The following is a 17,272-nucleotide window of genomic DNA, read 5'->3' on the forward strand; positions in this document are numbered from 1 at the left end:
CTCCTCATATCACCTCAGAAAAGAATGAAGCCCTATGAACGCCATGGAATTTAGCTCTGCCGATGTGAAATATGCCTTTGGTCGACAGACAATCGAGAAAGCGCAACCCTACATTGGAAAATTCACCAGAGTGGTGACAGAGCACCAGCTGATCAGCGGAGAGGTAAAAGGCTCGTTAAAGCAGGCGTACCAGGTTCTTCTTCGTATCTCGCGTATCCCAAGGGGAATCTCCCTGGCTGGAGAGTGCAGCTGTCCGGTTCGATGGCAATGCAAACATGCAGCTGCCCTGGCGCTGACGCATCTAAACAGAGAAGAGGAAATGGCGAAGGGTGGGATTAATTATCAGCTTCTGGAATGGGCCGAGCGCTTTCGGCAACAGCGGAAATCAAGTATAAGCAGCAAAGCGCCTTCACATACATTGATTTTTGCGCTAGATATCAACCAATGGAGTGATGAACCTGAAGTTCATCTGATTAAAACTCAGCTGGATAAAAGCGGTAAACTGCAAAAACTCGAAAATTACTGGAGCAACGTTAAAGCGGCCGTCGCGCGGCAACCCACATTTGTTACGGATGACGACTTACTCACCCTACTGATGTTGTTAGCTGCTAACGGAAACGATAATCGATCCAGCTTTGCGCTGCGTGGTAAATCGGGGGCAAAGATCCTGGAGAGAATCCTTGCTTCCGGGCGCTGTATAATGATGCCGGACTTTGTGCCACTCCCTGTCAAAGATGCTTTCTGGCTCAGACCGGGAGCGTTAAGACCGGCAGAAGCGAGCTGGATAACTTTGCAAGATAACCTGCTAAATACTGCACTTAAAACCGAGCCCTGCTGCAGCTCAATAATTCTTGTTGATCCGCCGTATTATCTCGATTCTCAGACTGGGGAGGTTGGCCCGACAGACAGCGATCTGACCTATAGCCTGCTTCGCGACTTTCTTTCCATCCCGGTAATCCGCCAGGATGAAGCAGGTCTGGTGGCAAACGTCCTGGCGGAATGTGCTTCTGAACTGCCTTCGCCCCCGGAGCATGAGAAAAAGGCGATGCGGAAGATTACGACCGATCCCATCCCCTGTTTACGCCTCAGTTCACAACCTTTTGATTATTATGATTATGGTACATATTCCATCAAGCAAGAGTTCGCCAGCTTTATTATTTTCTGGTTTGACTATCAGGGGATTGTCGTTGAGCCTGACAGCACGGATGCCGCATTAATTACACCAGACGGTGAAATGGTTGAGGTCGAGCGTGCGACCGATCAGGAAAAGAACGCGCGACTTCAAATGAAAAAGGCTGGGGTAAGAAAAGTTCGCGCAGATGACTTCCCCTCAACACAGCGAAAATCCATACCTGCAAAGTGCTTCACCACAAAAGACAGTGGGAGTATGCCACAGTGGCTGGCTTTTATTCGTGAGACGGTACCGGCGTTGCGCGAGAAAGGCTGGAAAATAGAAATCGACCCGAACTTCCATTTCAATATAACCGAGATTGATCGGATTGATGGAACTGCAACGCAGAGTAGTGATGGCTGGTTCGATATTGAAATGGGCGTAATGATTAACGAACGAGCGGTGAGTCTGGTGCCGCTGCTAACTGATTTATTCAAGCGGGATCGCCGTTGGTTGCAGGGTAACATTAGCATTATCCCGGATGAAGAACAGGTTCTGCTTTACACCGAACGCGGTGAGAAAGCGCTGATTGATGCGAAGCGTCTTAAGGTGTTGGTGGGTAATCTGTTCGATTTGATTGATCCCCTTAGCTCAAATCCATTGCGTCTTTCCGAGTGGGAGGCCGGACGCCTCGTGTCGCTAGAGGATACAGGCCGGTGGCAGTTTAAAGGCCAGAGCGCGATCCTTTCTTTGGCACAGCGGCTGAAAACAGCAAAAGGGTTGCAGTCTGTCGCGGCACCAGGCGGGCTCAATGCTTCACTACGAGAGTACCAATTGCAAGGGCTGAGCTGGATGCAATTTCTACGAGAGCAAAATTTATCCGGTGTGCTGGCCGATGACATGGGATTGGGCAAAACGATCCAGGCATTAGCGCATATCCTCCTTGAGAAAGAAGCTGGCAGGTTAGATAAACCAGTGCTTATTATCATGCCAACCACACTGGTTTATAACTGGCAGCATGAAGCCAGGCGCTTCACTCCTGAGCTAAAAGTGCTGGCTTTGAATGGACCGCTGCGCGCAGAGTATTTCAATAGACTGAGTGAGTTTGACGTTGTCCTTTCCACCTACGCGCTACTCTGGCGTGATGAGCAAGCGCTTATTTCTATGGATTATCATCTGCTTATCCTGGATGAAGCGCAGTATGTCAAAAATAGCCGCTCGCAGGCTGCTCAGGTAATCCGCCGCATCACGACTCGACACCGTCTGTGCCTGACCGGCACGCCGCTGGAAAATCATCTGGGCGAGCTGTGGTCACAATTTGATTTCCTGCTACCGGGCTTTTTAGGTTCGCAAAAAGAGTTCAACAGGGTTTGGCGTTCTCCAATAGAGAAAGGTAATCAGCAGAAAAAAGCGTTGTTAGCCCGTCGTATTCGGCCATTTATACTCAGACGTAGCAAAAAGGACGTTGCCAAAGAGCTTCCACCGAAAAACGTGATAGTGAGAAGCGTGGGGCTGGAGGGAACACAGCGTGATTTATATGAGTCAGTGCGGGCAGCCATGCAGGAGAAAGTGCGCCACGCTATTGAGGAACAAGGACTGGCACGCAGCCATATCGTGGTGCTGGATGCGTTGCTAAAACTGCGGCAGGTTTGTTGCGACCCCCGCCTGGTAAAACTACCCGCTGCTGTAAAGGTGAAAGAGTCAGCCAAACTCGAAATGCTGCGGGAAATGGTGACTGAACTTATCGCCGAAGGACGCAGAATATTGCTATTCTCGCAATTCACCGGGATGCTGACGCTGATCGCCGAGGCGATGAATAAACTGAAAATCCCTTACGCGATGCTGACGGGAGACACACAAGATCGCCAGACGCCAGTGGCTAGTTTTCAGAATAAAGAAGTTCCATTGTTTTTGATCAGCCTGAAAGCGGGCGGCGTTGGTTTAAATCTGACTGCTGCGGACACCGTTATCCATTACGATCCCTGGTGGAACCCGGCGGCAGAAAACCAGGCTACCGATCGTGCTCATCGCATTGGCCAGGATAAAACCGTCTTTGTCTATAAGCTGGTTGTGGCGGGGAGTATTGAGGAGAAAATCGTCGCGCTTCAGGAGAAAAAAGCCAGTCTGGCTAATAGCATTTTGTCTGAAGATAGTGCTTTCTCAAGCAAATTCAGCGAGAAAGAGATTAACTCACTGTTCGAGCGTATAGAGGGGTAATCAGCTTTGTCGCCAGGTTTAATTGACAGCGCATAATAGTTAAATAGCTCCCCCAGGGGCCAGGGGGAGTTGTGGTAAAGAGAGCGTATTAAGGAAACCTACAGCGCCAGCAGACGCTCAACGGACGGGGCGAAGTAGTAGCCGCCGGTTACCGGTTTCGTGAAGCGCAGCATGGCGTCGCGCTTGCCGTCGGTATCACCAAACATGCTCAGTAGCTGCTGTTCAATGTTATACAGGCGCGCACAGTAGGCGCAGAAGTAGAGGCCGTGCGTGCCGCTTGCCGTGCCGTACGGCAGGCTCTGACGAACAATTTTGAGCCCCTTACCGTCTTCCTTAAGGTCAACGCGGGACAGGTGCGAGGTCACCGGGCGCGCATCGCCGTCGATCTCTTCGTTGGCTTCTTTGGTGCGGCCAATCATCATCTCCTGGTCGTGCACGCTCATGCGGTTAAGCTGCTTGAGGTTGTGCTCCCAGCGCTGGACGAACACGTAGCTGCCGCCCGCGTCCACGCCGTCTTTGATGACCGCCACGTCGCGACGAACCTCTTCACCCGCCGGGTTTTCGGTGCCGTCAACGAAGCCGCTCAGATCGCGCTCTTCCACCCAGCGGAAGCCGTGAACCTCTTCCTGCACGTCGATGCTGTCGCCAAACGCTTCAACCGCCGCCTGAGCAACGGAGAAGTTCACGTCGTGGCGCAGAGAGAGGATGTGGATCAGCACGTCGTATTGGGTGGCTGGCGCCAGGCCTTTGCCGTAAGGGATAAAGTCCTTCAGCTCTTCCGCGCCTTCGCCGCCGCTCAGCTGACGCCAGACGTTATTGCCGAAAGCGACAACGGCACCCAGATGGGCGTCCGGGAATTTGGCCTGGAAGGTGGCCAGTTTATCAACGAAAACTTTGCTGGCCGCGCGCAGGGCGTCCACGTCCCCTTTAACATTGGCTTCAATCCAAATCGCCGCGCGGCAATGTTCTGGCAAAATGCCACTCTGAACCTGAGACATCGCTCCTCCTGAAATAAAGATGCCACGTCAGCGTGGCATTGATGGCGGCTATTATACCCGGATTTCAGCGAGGCGGTTTGTTCAGGCGCAAATTACTGCTTCCAGAGTATTTTGCTCGCTTTCCAGCTCTTCAGCGTGTCGTCAGAGGGCATCAATCCTTCCGGACCGCTCCAGGTTCCGGTGAAGACATAGCTGATGTGCTGGCTGCCTTCCGCCTTACATTCCACCGCCACGCCATCGTCTGAAGGGGCGCTGCTGCAGTTGCCAAAGGCCTGTTTATAAAGATCGCTAAACGGAGTGCCCACCTTTACGCCGCTGGCGGTCGGAATATCTTCGTCCAGCACGGCAATGCGGTTCACCGTCCCTTTATCACCGTTAATCACCAGCGCCAGCTTGTCACCCTTTAGCGCTTCAAAGTAACGCACAATGTTGCCATTCTCGGTTTTCATCCCGCTACGCAGGCGATAGTCACTGCTGAGAGCATCCTGAATAGCATCCTGATCGAGCGCCGTTGACGTGGTAATTTTTCCCACGCCCTGCTCGGTCACTTCGGTGGAAGAGCCAAACCAGTTCCACGGATACGCGGCGGACCAGTTAATGGAGGAGAGCGTCGAACAGCCGGTTAACGCCAGCGGGAGAGCGCATAAAAGTAAACGCAGCGATTTCATTGAAACGTCCTTTCTAATTAAATCAACGCTTGTTGGAGTGCGGCATCGGCAAAAAGTGCCGCGCTAATCTTACTCTTGCGTAAAACAGGCGCGTAAGCGGGGATTCGTCAGCAGCCACATCAGCGCCACAATATCCGCCACCACCAGCGCGATGCCGATACCGGAAAGCGGTTCACCCAGCCACCAGAGCACGGGTTGCCAGAACAGCAGCGCAATCTGGGCGAGGATCAGCAGCCAGCGAAGCGCGCGCCACAGACGCGGGATTACATGCCGTCGACCGCTGCACAAAAAAGCCACCACCGCCGGTACGCCCGGCAGTAAGCCGAGCCAGAAGGCATCGTGGTCGGGATAAAAGAGATTCAGCAGCGTATCGCCCTGCCCGCGCGACGCACCGGCCATCACAAACAGTACCCAGGTACGGGCCTGGAGGAGCAAAACGCACCAGAACAAAAACGGCAGCCTGACGCGGCCCTGCGCGTCATAGTCAGCCGGGTGGATCTCAGTACTCTTCATCTTCGATCAGGCGCTTACCCAGCGTCAGCACGTCGGCGTGCTCGTAGCCCAGACGCTCATACATGCCCAGCACCACGTCGTTATCTTCCCGCACCATGATCTGGATTTTCGGGCAGCCGCGGGCGATGAGTTTCTTTTCCAGACGATTGAGCAGCGCGTTGGCGATGCCGCGCGCCCGGTATTCAGGGTGGACGCCCAGATAATAGGCCGAGCCGCGGTGGCCGTCATACCCGCCCATCACCGTCCCGACCACCTCGCCGTTCACTTCCGCGACCAGAAACAGGCTAACGTCGTGATTCACCTTACGTTCGATATCCATTTCCGGATCGTTCCACGGACGCAGCAGATCGCAGCGCTCCCAAAGGGTGATCACCTCTTCGAAATCTTCCTGGCGAAAAACGCGTATCTCCATGGTATTAACCGCCTTTTCGGGTTTAAAAACAGTGATTATGGCGTGAACGGGGCGTTTAGCCAATAACCGGGGAAAATCTCGCCAAAATTTGGCATAATGTCACTTTGTCACGTATTGAAATGAAAAGTAAAACAATTCTCAATAAGGACTGTCGTAACGGGAAACACGATACGATATAACACCAGGACCCCATTTTTCAGTATTCAGGCCGCATGAGCACATTCAAACCATTAAAAGCACTCACATCGCGTCGTCAGGTTCTCAAAGCGGGGCTGGCGGCCTTAACGTTAACGGGCATCGCTAAGCAGGCTCAGGCAAAAGACGAGAGCACGCTCAAAACCAGTAACGGACACAGCAAACCGAAAACCAAAAAGCCGGGCGCAAAGCGTCTGGTGATGCTCGATCCGGGCCACGGCGGTATTGATACCGGCGCCATCGGCAGAAACGGTTCGAAAGAAAAACACGTCGTGCTGGCAATTGCAAAAAATGTGCGATCGATTTTACGCAGCAACGGCATTGACGCCCGCCTGACGCGCACGGGCGACACGTTCATTCCGCTGTATGACCGCGTCGAGATCGCCCACAAGCACGGCGCGGATCTGTTTATGTCGATCCACGCGGATGGCTTCACAAACCCTTCCGCCGCGGGCGCGTCGGTGTTTGCCCTCTCCAACCGCGGCGCCAGTAGCGCCATGGCGAAATACCTTTCCGATCGCGAAAACCGGGCGGATGAAGTGGCCGGTAAGAAAGCCACGGATAAAGATCATCTCTTGCAGCAGGTGCTGTTCGATCTCGTGCAAACGGACACCATCAAAAACAGCCTGACGCTCGGCTCGCATATCCTCAAGCGGATTAAGCCGGTGCACCGTCTGCACAGTAAAAGCACCGAACAGGCGGCGTTTGTGGTGCTGAAGTCACCGTCCATCCCGTCCGTGCTGGTGGAAACGTCCTTTATTACCAATCCGGAAGAAGAGCGCCTGCTCGGCACCACGGCGTTTCGCCAGAAGATCGCCAACGCCATCGCCTCCGGCATTATCAGTTACTTCAACTGGTTCGATAACCAGAAAGCGCACTCCAGGAAACGCTGATGAAACCCAATGCACAGTTGGTCAAAACGTTCCTGCTGCAGCTGCAGGATGAGATATGCCGGAAACTGGCCGCCGCAGACGGCGGTGAATTCCAGGAAGATAGCTGGCAGCGCGAAGCGGGCGGCGGCGGGCGCAGCCGCGTGCTGCGTAACGGCGGCATCTTCGAACAGGCGGGCGTGAATTTCTCCCACGTTCACGGCGACGCCATGCCCGCTTCCGCTACCGCACATCGCCCTGAGCTGGCGGGCCGCAGCTTCGAAGCGATGGGCGTCTCGCTGGTGATCCACCCGCATAACCCGTTTGTTCCGACCAGCCACGCCAACGTGCGCTTTTTCATCGCGGAGAAGCCGGGGGCCGATCCGGTCTGGTGGTTTGGCGGCGGTTTCGACATGACGCCCTACTACGGCTTCGAAGAGGATGCCGTGCACTGGCACACCACCGCGCGGGACCTTTGCCTGCCGTTTGGCGAGGACGTCTACCCGAAATTTAAAAAGTGGTGCGACGACTACTTTTACCTGAAGCACCGCGACGAGCAGCGCGGCATCGGCGGGCTGTTCTTTGACGATCTCAACACGCCGGATTTTGACACGGCATTTAGCTTTATGCGCGCGGTGGGCGAAGGGTTCATCGACGCGTACCTGCCGATTGTCGAACGCCGTAAAAACACCGACTACGGCGTGCGCGAGCGTGAGTTCCAGCTTTATCGTCGCGGGCGGTACGTGGAGTTCAACCTGGTGTGGGATCGCGGGACGCTGTTCGGCCTGCAGACCGGCGGACGCACGGAGTCGATTCTGATGTCGATGCCGCCGCTGGTGCGCTGGGAGTACAGCTACGAACCAAAAGAAGGCAGCCCGGAGGCTGCCTTGAGTGAGTTCCTTAAAGTACGCGACTGGATTTAACTGCCGGATGGCGCTGCGCTTATCCGGCCTACTCAATCCCCAGGTCGGGTAAGCACACGCGCCCTTACAGCGGCTGCGTCTGCGCCTCAACCACCGCCAGCGCCACCATATTCACGATACGGCGCACGGAGGCAATCGGCGTTAACACGTGCACCGGTTTTGCCACGCCCATCAGCACCGGTCCTACGGTCACCCCTTCAGAGCTGGAGACGCGCAGCAGGTTGTAGCTGATACGCGCCGCTTCCACGTTCGGCATAATCAGAATGTTCGCCGATCCCTTCAGCGGGCTGTCCGGCATACGTTCGTTGCGGATGCTCTCCACCAGCGCGGCATCACCGTGCATTTCCCCGTCAATCATCAGCTCCGGCGCACGCTCGCGCACCAGTTCCAGAGTCTGGCGCATTTTGCACGCCGCCGCGGATTTGGACGAACCAAAGTTTGAGTGCGACAGCAGCGCCACCTTCGGCTCAATACCAAAGCGACGCACGGTCTCGGCGGCCATCACGGTGATCTCCGCCAGCTCGTCCGGGGTTGGATCGTCGTTCACGTAGGTATCTGCAATAAAGGTGTTGCCGCTCGGCAGCAGCAGCGCGTTCATCGCCCCGGCGGTATGGACGCCGTCGCGATAGCCGAAGATCTCCTGCACCACGCTAAAGTGCTCGTGGTAATCGCCGATGGTGCCGCAGATCAGCGCATCCGCCTCGCCGCGATGGACCATGATCGCGCCGATGACCGTAGTATTGCTGATCACCGCCCGCTGCGCCTGCTCCTGGGTGATCCCGCGACGCTTCATGATCGCGTAATATTCGTTCCAGTACTCCTTGAAGCGCGGATCGGATTCGTTGTTAACGATCTCAAAGTCCACGCCCGGCTTAATCTGCAGGCCCAGCTTCTGAATACGCATCTCGATCACGCTCGGACGACCAATCAGGATCGGCTTCGCCAGCCCTAAGGTGATCAGTTCCTGCGTGGCGTGCAGCACGCGCGCCTCTTCCCCTTCCGCCAGCACCACGCGCTTCGCGTCTGCGCGAGCCTGAGAGAAGATCGGCTTCATAAACAGGTTGGTTTTGTAGACAAACTCGGTGAGCTTATCGACGTACGCGTCGAAATCCTGAATCGGACGCGTCGCCACGCCGGAGTCCATCGCCGCTTTGGCAACGGCTGGCGCAATTTTGACAATCAGGCGCGGATCGAACGGTTTTGGAATGATGTAGTCCGGGCCAAAGCTCAGATCCTGATCCCCGTACGCGGAGGCGACCACTTCGCTCTGCTCAGCGTGCGCCAGCTCAGCGATGGCGTGAACGGCGGCAAGCTTCATCTCTTCGTTGATCGCCGTCGCGCCAACGTCCAGCGCCCCGCGGAAGATGAACGGGAAGCAGAGCACGTTGTTCACCTGGTTCGGGTAGTCCGAACGGCCGGTACAGATAATGGCGTCTTCGCGCACCGCTTTCGCCAGCGGCGGCAGGATTTCCGGTTCCGGGTTCGCCAGCGCCAGGATCATCGGCGCGCGCGCCATTTTCTGCACCATTTCCTGGGTCAGCACTTTCGGGCCTGAACAGCCGAGGAAGATATCCGCGCCGTCAATCACGTCCTCAAGCGTGCGCTTGCCGTCATCTTCCACGGCATACGCCGCTTTGGTTTCCGCCATGTTCGGCTCGCGGTCTTTGTAGATAACGCCCTTAGAGTCGCAGACCACGATATTGTGTTTCTGCATCCCCAGCGCCACCAGCAGGTTCATACAGGCGATGGCCGCCGCGCCCGCGCCGGAGACCACCATGCGCACGTCGGAGAGATTTTTCTCCACCACGCGCAGGCCGTTGAGAATGGCAGCGGTGCTGATAATCGCCGTGCCGTGCTGGTCGTCATGGAACACGGGAATGTTCATACGCTCGCGCAACTTCTGCTCGATATAGAAACATTCCGGCGCTTTGATGTCTTCCAGGTTGATCCCGCCGAAGGTCGGCTCCAGCGCGGCCACCACGTTGATGAACTTATCGGGATCGAGTTCGTCCACTTCGATATCGAACACGTCGATACCGGCAAATTTCTTAAACAGTACGCCCTTCCCTTCCATCACCGGTTTACCGGCCAGGGCACCAATGTTGCCCAGGCCCAGCACCGCCGTACCGTTAGAGATAACGGCGACAAGGTTACCGCGCGCGGTGTATTTGTAGGCCGCCAGCGGATCTTTTTCGATCTCCAGACACGGCGCAGCCACGCCCGGCGAGTAGGCCAGCGCCAGATCGCGCTGGGTCGCCAGCGGCTTGGTTGGGGAGACCTGAATTTTACCGGAGACAGGGAACTCGTGAAAATCGAGGGCACTCTGTTTTAACTGATCGTCCATCTTGTTATTCCTTTTACGTATCGGTCAGATAGTATCGCCGCTGAGCAGCGCATAAACTTTGAAGGCTGCCAAACTCTCACCATCACACATTAAAAATTGTTATCAATTTATAACAGCCATGTTACCCGTCTCAAAAGCAATGCCTGCCCCGTCTGCTATGCTTTTTTGTTAAGTCCATCATGATTTTCTCAGAAGTGTGAACTAACGCACTCATCTAACTCTTTTATTTCCAAGGAGTAATTATTTATGAACCAGCTAGACGGCATCAAACAGTTCACCACCGTGGTTGCAGACAGCGGCGATATCGAGTCGATTCGCCACTATCAGCCAGAGGACGCGACCACCAACCCTTCGCTGCTTCTGAAAGCGGCGGGGCTTGCCCATTTTAGCCATCTGATTGACGACGCGATTGCCTACGGTAAACAGCGCGGGAAAACGCAGGAGCAGCAGGTTGCTGAAGCCAGCGACAAGCTGGCGGTTAATTTTGGTGCGGAAATTCTGAAAAGCATTCCGGGGCGCGTGTCGACCGAAGTGGATGCCCGCCTCTCATTCGATCAGGAAAAGAGTATTAACAAAGCGCGCCGCCTGGTGGAACTCTACCAGGAACAGGGGATCGATAAGTCACGCATTCTGATCAAGCTCGCGTCCACATGGGAAGGCATCCGCGCGGCAGAGGTGCTGGAAAAAGAGGGGATCCACTGCAACCTGACGCTGCTGTTCTCCTTTGCCCAGGCGCGCGCCTGTGCCGAAGCGGGCGTATTCCTGATCTCGCCGTTTGTCGGGCGCATCTACGACTGGTATCAGGCGAAACAGCCGATGGACCCGTACGTGGTGGAAGAGGATCCGGGCGTGAAGTCGGTGCGTAATATCTACGATTATTACAAGCAACACCGCTACGAAACCATCGTGATGGGCGCCAGCTTCCGCCGCACCGAGCAGATCCTCGCGCTCGCAGGGTGCGACCGTCTGACCATCTCCCCTGACCTGCTGAAAAAGCTGCAGGAGAGCGACGAAACGGTGATCCGCAAGCTGGTGCCGACCTCTACCGTCCTGCCAAAACCGAAAGCCATGACCGAAGCGGAGTTCCGCTGGGAGCATAATCAGGACCCTATGGCCGTGGAAAAACTGGCGGACGGCATCCGCCAGTTCGCCGTCGACCAGCGAAAACTCGAAGATCTTCTCGCCGCCAAACTTTAACCTTGCCACGGAGTGAACTATGTCCCGTAAAGAGCTCGCCAACGCCATTCGCGCCCTCAGCATGGATGCCGTACAAAAAGCCAATTCCGGCCACCCTGGCGCCCCGATGGGGATGGCCGATATTGCCGAAGTGCTGTGGAACGACTTCCTGAAGCACAACCCCACTGACCCAACCTGGTACGACCGCGACCGTTTTATTCTCTCCAACGGTCACGCCTCGATGCTGCTTTACAGCCTGCTGCACCTTTCCGGCTACGACCTGCCGCTTGAGGAGTTAAAAAACTTCCGCCAGCTGCACTCCAAAACGCCGGGCCACCCGGAGATCGGCTATACGCCGGGCGTGGAAACGACCACCGGCCCGCTGGGCCAGGGGCTGGCGAATGCCGTCGGCCTGGCAATTGCCGAGCGTACGCTGGCCGCGCAGTTCAACCAGCCCGACCACGAGATTGTCGATCACTACACCTACGTCTTTATGGGCGACGGCTGCCTGATGGAAGGGATCTCCCACGAGGTCTGCTCGCTGGCGGGCACGCTGGGGCTCGGCAAGCTGATTGGCTTCTATGACCACAACGGCATCTCCATCGACGGGGAAACCGAGGGCTGGTTTACCGACGACACGGCAAAACGCTTTGAGGCCTATCACTGGCACGTGGTGCACGAGATTGACGGCCACGATCCGGAAGCGGTGAAAAAAGCGATTCAGGAAGCGCAGAGCGTGAAGGACAAACCGTCCCTGATTATCTGCCGTACCACCATTGGCTTCGGCTCGCCGAACAAAGCGGGCAAAGAAGAGGCGCACGGCGCGGCGCTGGGCGAAGAGGAAGTGGCGTTAACCCGCCAGAAACTGGGCTGGAAATATCCGCCGTTTGAGATCCCGAAAGAGATCTACAGAGCATGGGATGCGCGCGAAGCGGGTGAAAAAGCGCAGCAGGCCTGGAACGAAAAATTTGCTGCCTACAAAAAAGCGCACCCGGAGCTGGCCGCCGAGTTTTCCCGCCGCATGAGCGGCGGCCTGCCGGAAGACTGGGACGATAAAACCCAGGCGCTGATTGAAAATCTGCAGTCCAACCCGGCGAAAATCGCTACCCGTAAGGCATCGCAAAACACCCTGAACGCGATTGGCCCTCTCCTGCCTGAGCTGCTCGGTGGCTCGGCGGATCTGGCGCCAAGCAACCTGACCATCTGGTCAGGCTCTAAATCCCTGAAGGAAGACATTGCCGGGAACTACATCCACTACGGCGTGCGCGAGTTTGGGATGACCGCGATTGCTAACGGCATCGCCCATCACGGCGGCTTCGTGCCCTACACCGCCACCTTCCTGATGTTCGTCGAGTACGCCCGAAACGCGGCGCGTATGGCGGCGCTGATGAAGGCCCGGCAGATCATGGTCTACACCCATGACTCCATCGGGCTGGGGGAAGATGGCCCAACGCACCAGGCGGTAGAGCAGCTGGCGAGCCTGCGCCTAACGCCAAACTTCAGCACCTGGCGTCCGTGCGATCAGGTGGAAGCCGCGGTGGGCTGGAAGCTGGCCGTTGAGCGTCATAACGGGCCCACGGCGCTGATCCTGTCGCGCCAGAACCTGGCGCAGATCGAGCGCACGCCGGAGCAGGTAAAAAACATCGCCCGTGGCGGGTACATCCTGAAAGACAGCGGCGGCAAGCCGGACGTGATCATGATTGCCACCGGTTCCGAGGTGGAAATCACGGTGAAAGCGGCGGAGAAGCTGACCGCCGAAGGTCACGCGGTGCGCGTGGTATCTCTGCCTTCTACGGATATTTTTGACGCCCAGGACGAGGCGTATCGGGAATCGGTGCTGCCTTCCAGCGTTGCGGCGCGCGTGGCGGTGGAAGCGGGTATTGCCGACTACTGGTATAAGTACGTGGGGCTGAAAGGGGCAATTGTAGGCATGCGGGGTTACGGTGAATCCGCTCCTGCCGACAAGCTGTTCCCGTATTTCGGCTTTACCGTTGAGAATGTGGTGGAGAAAGCGCTGAGCGTGTTGTAGTGCGACAGCGCCATCCGGCAAAACTAGCGAGTGATCCACAGCGTGGGCCAGGCATCTGGCCCATTCCAGCTATCGCAGCTTGGCTCTTCCGCGTAGCGTACCAGGCGAAAACGCTGGCCGTCAAAACGCCAGCGCGTCTGGATCCCGCAGTCTCCAATACCGCGTCCCAGCGCCAGTGTCGTCAACTCGCGCGTTTTCTCATCGAAGCGGGCGTTCATCAGCTCCATATCGCTGCTCTGGCTGGAGGGGGTGAACGGCAGACGTAACCTGACGCTACGGGCGGCGAACGGTTTTTTACGTGAGACCTGCCACGCCAGATCGACCGTGTTATAGGCCCCCGCTTCACAGCTGACGATCAACAGCGCTTTGTCATCCGTTAATGCAGTGACGCGTACTTCACGACGGTTAGGATCCAGCGAGCACTGGCTGTTGTTCATCCGCCACGTCCCATAATCCAGCAGATCGTTCAGCTCGCTATGCGTCAGCGGCGTCGGCGTCGGGTTCACCACGGCCACCTTTTTTAATGCCGGTGCAGGAGGCACGCTCAGCGGCGGGCTATCTCCTTTTTTAATCCATGCCGTTTCGCTGCCAACGCGCTTCTGCTGGGCGTCGATAAACAGCAGCGCCGCCTTCAGACCGACCAGCGAAATCGTCTGCTTCCCCCCGCGCAGGGTCAGCGCCTGCCCTTCCTGAATGTTTTTCAGAAACGTGGTGATGGTACCCGCATCGTCAGTTTTGAGATGCCAGGGGGTTAACTGCCAGTGCTGCGAATTGAGCTTTAACGGAACGTTGTCGAGCAGCAGGCGCGGGGCAATGTCAGGCTCTTTAACCGGCGGGGCCGAAAGCCCGCCGAGATCGATGCGCAGGCTGGCGTCCGTTTTCGCGCCTGCGCTACGGGTCAGCGTCATGACCAGACCGCGATGCTCGCCGGTATTCCGGGCAACACAAAAATTCTGGTTATTGCAGGTAACCTGCCAGTCTGAAAAAGACTGCTGCGCGGGCGCAGCCCACACCAGAGGCGCGGGTAGCACGCAGAAAAAGAAGAGAAGCAAAACGCAGTAGCGCATGAATGGCACAGCCCCGGAAACGAAAAGGTCAATCTGGGGCGTATCTTCGTGCCCAGGGCGGGCGAGCTCAATCGGATTTATCGGATAGATTTATCTGAAATACACGTTATCACGGCATCGGTTTAGGATTCATTAAGCCGCTGGTTTGCAGATACTGCAACAGGATCACCGCTTTACCGTCGCGGATCTCGCCGCTTTTCACCATCTCAACGGCCTGGGTGAAAGGCATTTCCAGCACTTCAATGTCTTCATCCTCCACGCCGCCGCCGCGATGCGTGCGCTGGGCATCGGTGTATTCCGCAATGAAGAAATGGACCAGCTCGGTCACCCCGCCAGGGGACATGAAAAGCTCAAAGACTTTTTGCACCTCCCCCACTTCAAAACCGGTCTCCTCAACGGCCTCCTTGCGGATGCAGACTTCCGGCTCATCGTCATCAAGCAGGCCGGCACAGGTTTCAATCAGGCGCCCGTCCGCATTGCCGTTGACCCAGGTCGCGACCCGAAACTGGCGAATCAGCACTACGCTTTGCTTTTCACGGTTATACAGCAGAATGGTTGCCCCATTGCCCCGGTCGTAGACTTCGCGTTTGTGGCGAATCACGTCACCGTTCTTACGGGTTAAATCGTAAGTGATGTTACGCAGGACAAAGTAATTTTCAGAAAGGATTTTGTCTTTGATAACGGTAATGTTCAGGGACATACGGGCTCCACGGCTAAATGAGTCTGTTTATACTACCCCGTGAAGCCCGCTTTGTCGTCCGTCGGCTCAGGCGGCGCGTTACTTCTCGCCAGATTTCAGGTTAATGCCCAAAGCGGCTTTTGGATCAATAACCTTATCTTTAGTATGAATAAGCTATTTGCTCGCCACCGCGTTATCAGGCAATGTACAACTGCCCATGACCTGTGGCTGAGCCATTTTATGCAGAGATCCGTTCCGTGACCGTTAAACGCCCCGTTTCCGGAAGCCTTGCCTGGGCTTTATTTTCGATCATTGCCCTGTCCGTGCTGACCAGCACCGTCGCGCTGCTGACGCTTGCCAGCAGCCAGCGTGACGCCGAAGCTATCAACATTGCGGGCTCGCTGCGCATGCAGAGCTACCGCCTCGGCTACGAGATGCAGCGCAACAGCCCCTCCCTTATGGCGCATCGTGAGAACTGGCAGCGAACGTTAAGCGCGCCTTCCCTGGAGAAGCTGAACCGCTGGTACGTCCCAGACAACGTCAAGGCGCGCTATCAGCAGCTGCATGTGGCCTGGCTGGACATGGACAAGCACATCGCCCGCAGCGACAGCGCATGGTATGACGCTCACATTGAGGATTTTGTCGGCCGCATTGATGCCTTTGTGCTCGCCCTCCAGCACTACACCGAAAATAAAATCCAGACGGTGACCCTCCTCTCTCTGGCTGGCGCGCTCGGGATCCTGATGCTGACGCTGTTTACCCTGCGGCGCATCCGTCGCCAGGTGGTGTTGCCGCTGAACAACCTGGTGGCCGCCAGCGAACGCATTGAGCGAGGGGAATTTACCACCCCGGCGCCGGACACCGCGCTCCCCAACGAGCTGGGCCAGCTCTCCCGCGCCTTCAATCATATGTCGGGCGAGCTACATACTCTCTATCGGTCGCTCGAAGCCTCCGTCGCGGAAAAGACGCGGCATTTGCATGAAGCCCACCAGCAGCTCGACATGCTGTTCAAATGCTCCCAGGCGCTGAATACCGGGCAGATAGACAGCCTGTGCTTCCGGCATATTCTGCAGATTGTGCATGAATACACGCAGATGAATTACCTGGAGCTACGCACCAGCGACGACTGGCGGCTGTGTGAAGGAACAGAGGTGAGCGGCATTTCTCTGCAAACCCTGCCGGTGCTGATGCAGGATACCCTCTACGGCGAGCTGCGCTGGCAAAGCGAGACGGGCAGCGTTCCTCTTCCGCTGATGAGAAGCGTGGCGACCATGCTCGGACGTGGGCTGTACTTTAACCAGGCGCAGAAGCATTACCAGCAGCTGCTGCTGATGGAGGAGCGCGCCACCATCGCCCGCGAGCTGCATGATTCGCTGGCGCAGGTACTCTCCTATCTGCGGATCCAGCTCACGCTGCTTAAACACGCCGTGCCGGCGGAAAATGCCACCGCGCAGACGATCATCACCGACTTCTCCCGCGAGCTGAACAACGCCTGGCAGCAACTGCGCGAGCTGCTGACCACCTTCCGCCTGACGCTAAACCATGCGAATTTACCCGCGGCGCTGCAGGAGTCTCTCGATGCCCTGCAGAGCCAGACGCAGGCGAAGCTGCACCTCGACTGCCGCCTCTCCACCCTGGCGCTTGACGCGCAGAAGCAGGTGCATTTGCTGCAGATCGTGCGGGAGGCCGTCCTGAATGCGATTAAGCACGCGCAGGCCAGCGAGATCACCGTCAGCTGCGTGACCGCCGTGGACGGCACGCACAGCGTCAGCATTCGCGACAACGGCATCGGGATTGGCGAGGCCAGCGAGCCGCCGGGACACTACGGGTTGAACATTATGCGAGAACGCGCGCAACGGCTCGGCGGAATGCTGCACTTCTCGCAGCCGCAAAACGGCGGCACGCAGGTCAGCGTGACGTTCCCCGCACCCGCGCCGTTAACAGGTAAATAACGGTAAAGGGGGAAGCGCCGGGAAAAGCGCATGATAATTTACATTATCTCCTTTATTTCTCCACGTTTGGCCTGGGCCTTACCGCTAAAGTGATGCGGGCAATAAACAATAATGACGTG

13 protein-coding genes are annotated in these 17,272 nt (G+C 56.7%); 6 read left to right on the forward strand and 7 right to left on the reverse strand.

Translation table 11 applies throughout. The annotated features are described in order from the left end of the window. The first annotated feature begins 34 nt into the window (after window positions 1-34). Window positions 35-3,328: a DEAD/DEAH box helicase gene (locus IM314_RS16850; protein ID WP_193358950.1), complete on the forward strand. Its 3,294-nt coding sequence runs from the start codon at window positions 35-37 to the stop codon at window positions 3,326-3,328. 98 nt (window positions 3,329-3,426) lie between these two features. Here IM314_RS16850 and IM314_RS16855 read toward each other — a convergent pair whose 3' ends face one another. From IM314_RS16855 to IM314_RS16870, 4 genes are all read right to left on the reverse strand, one after another. Continuing rightward, window positions 3,427-4,326 (reverse strand): Dyp-type peroxidase, encoded by a 900-nt coding sequence (locus IM314_RS16855; protein ID WP_153656541.1) that lies wholly within the window; start codon window positions 4,324-4,326, stop codon window positions 3,427-3,429. Window positions 4,327-4,418: 92 nt separating this feature from the next. Beyond that, window positions 4,419-4,994: an RpoE-regulated lipoprotein gene (locus IM314_RS16860; RefSeq protein WP_193358949.1), complete on the reverse strand. Its 576-nt coding sequence runs from the start codon at window positions 4,992-4,994 to the stop codon at window positions 4,419-4,421. Window positions 4,995-5,063: 69 nt separating this feature from the next. Beyond that, window positions 5,064-5,507, reverse strand: coding sequence for a DUF2919 domain-containing protein (locus IM314_RS16865; RefSeq protein WP_193358948.1), 444 nt, complete (start codon window positions 5,505-5,507; stop codon window positions 5,064-5,066). Beyond that, entirely contained in the window at window positions 5,494-5,919 is a 426-nt protein-coding gene (locus IM314_RS16870; protein WP_003861292.1) for a GNAT family acetyltransferase, read from the reverse strand. The genes IM314_RS16865 and IM314_RS16870 overlap by 14 nt, the downstream gene beginning before the upstream one ends. 212 nt (window positions 5,920-6,131) lie before the next feature. Between IM314_RS16870 and amiA the strand changes: the two genes are divergently transcribed. Continuing rightward, window positions 6,132-7,007 (forward strand): N-acetylmuramoyl-L-alanine amidase AmiA, encoded by an 876-nt coding sequence (gene amiA, locus IM314_RS16875; RefSeq protein ID WP_028014006.1) that lies wholly within the window; start codon window positions 6,132-6,134, stop codon window positions 7,005-7,007. Further along, window positions 7,007-7,906 carry an oxygen-dependent coproporphyrinogen oxidase gene (gene hemF / locus IM314_RS16880; protein WP_193358947.1) on the forward strand — a complete coding sequence of 300 codons (900 nt, stop codon included), beginning with the start codon at window positions 7,007-7,009 and terminating at the stop codon, window positions 7,904-7,906. The genes amiA and hemF overlap by 1 nt, the downstream gene beginning before the upstream one ends. Window positions 7,907-7,970: 64 nt before the next feature. Here hemF and maeB read toward each other — a convergent pair whose 3' ends face one another. Beyond that, window positions 7,971-10,250 (reverse strand): NADP-dependent oxaloacetate-decarboxylating malate dehydrogenase, encoded by a 2,280-nt coding sequence (gene maeB, locus IM314_RS16885; RefSeq protein ID WP_193358946.1) that lies wholly within the window; start codon window positions 10,248-10,250, stop codon window positions 7,971-7,973. Window positions 10,251-10,496: 246 nt separating this feature from the next. Here maeB and tal point away from each other — a divergent pair, with 246 nt between their 5' ends. Together tal and tkt are read left to right on the forward strand one after the other, a co-directional pair. After that, window positions 10,497-11,447, forward strand: coding sequence for a transaldolase (gene tal / locus IM314_RS16890; protein WP_028014009.1), 951 nt, complete (start codon window positions 10,497-10,499; stop codon window positions 11,445-11,447). 19 nt (window positions 11,448-11,466) lie between these two features. Then, entirely contained in the window at window positions 11,467-13,455 is a 1,989-nt protein-coding gene (gene tkt / locus IM314_RS16895; RefSeq protein ID WP_193358945.1) for a transketolase, read from the forward strand. Window positions 13,456-13,478: 23 nt separating this feature from the next. Here tkt and IM314_RS16900 read toward each other — a convergent pair whose 3' ends face one another. Continuing rightward, window positions 13,479-14,522 (reverse strand): DUF1176 domain-containing protein, encoded by a 1,044-nt coding sequence (locus IM314_RS16900; protein WP_193358944.1) that lies wholly within the window; start codon window positions 14,520-14,522, stop codon window positions 13,479-13,481. A gap of 109 nt (window positions 14,523-14,631) precedes the next feature. Next, the gene (gene nudK / locus IM314_RS16905; protein ID WP_047364146.1) at window positions 14,632-15,222 is read right to left on the reverse strand and encodes a GDP-mannose pyrophosphatase NudK; all 591 of its coding nucleotides are present in this window, start codon (window positions 15,220-15,222) and stop codon (window positions 14,632-14,634) included. Between the two features lie 236 nt (window positions 15,223-15,458). On the opposite strand from nudK, the gene narQ reads away from it, so the two are divergent. Further along, window positions 15,459-17,153, forward strand: coding sequence for a nitrate/nitrite two-component system sensor histidine kinase NarQ (gene narQ / locus IM314_RS16910; RefSeq protein WP_193358943.1), 1,695 nt, complete (start codon window positions 15,459-15,461; stop codon window positions 17,151-17,153). The last annotated feature ends 119 nt before the right edge of the window (window positions 17,154-17,272 follow it).

It is taken from the genome of Enterobacter cloacae complex sp. P42RS (assembly GCF_014930595.1).
Classification (GTDB): Bacteria; Pseudomonadota; Gammaproteobacteria; order Enterobacterales; family Enterobacteriaceae; genus Enterobacter; species Enterobacter bugandensis.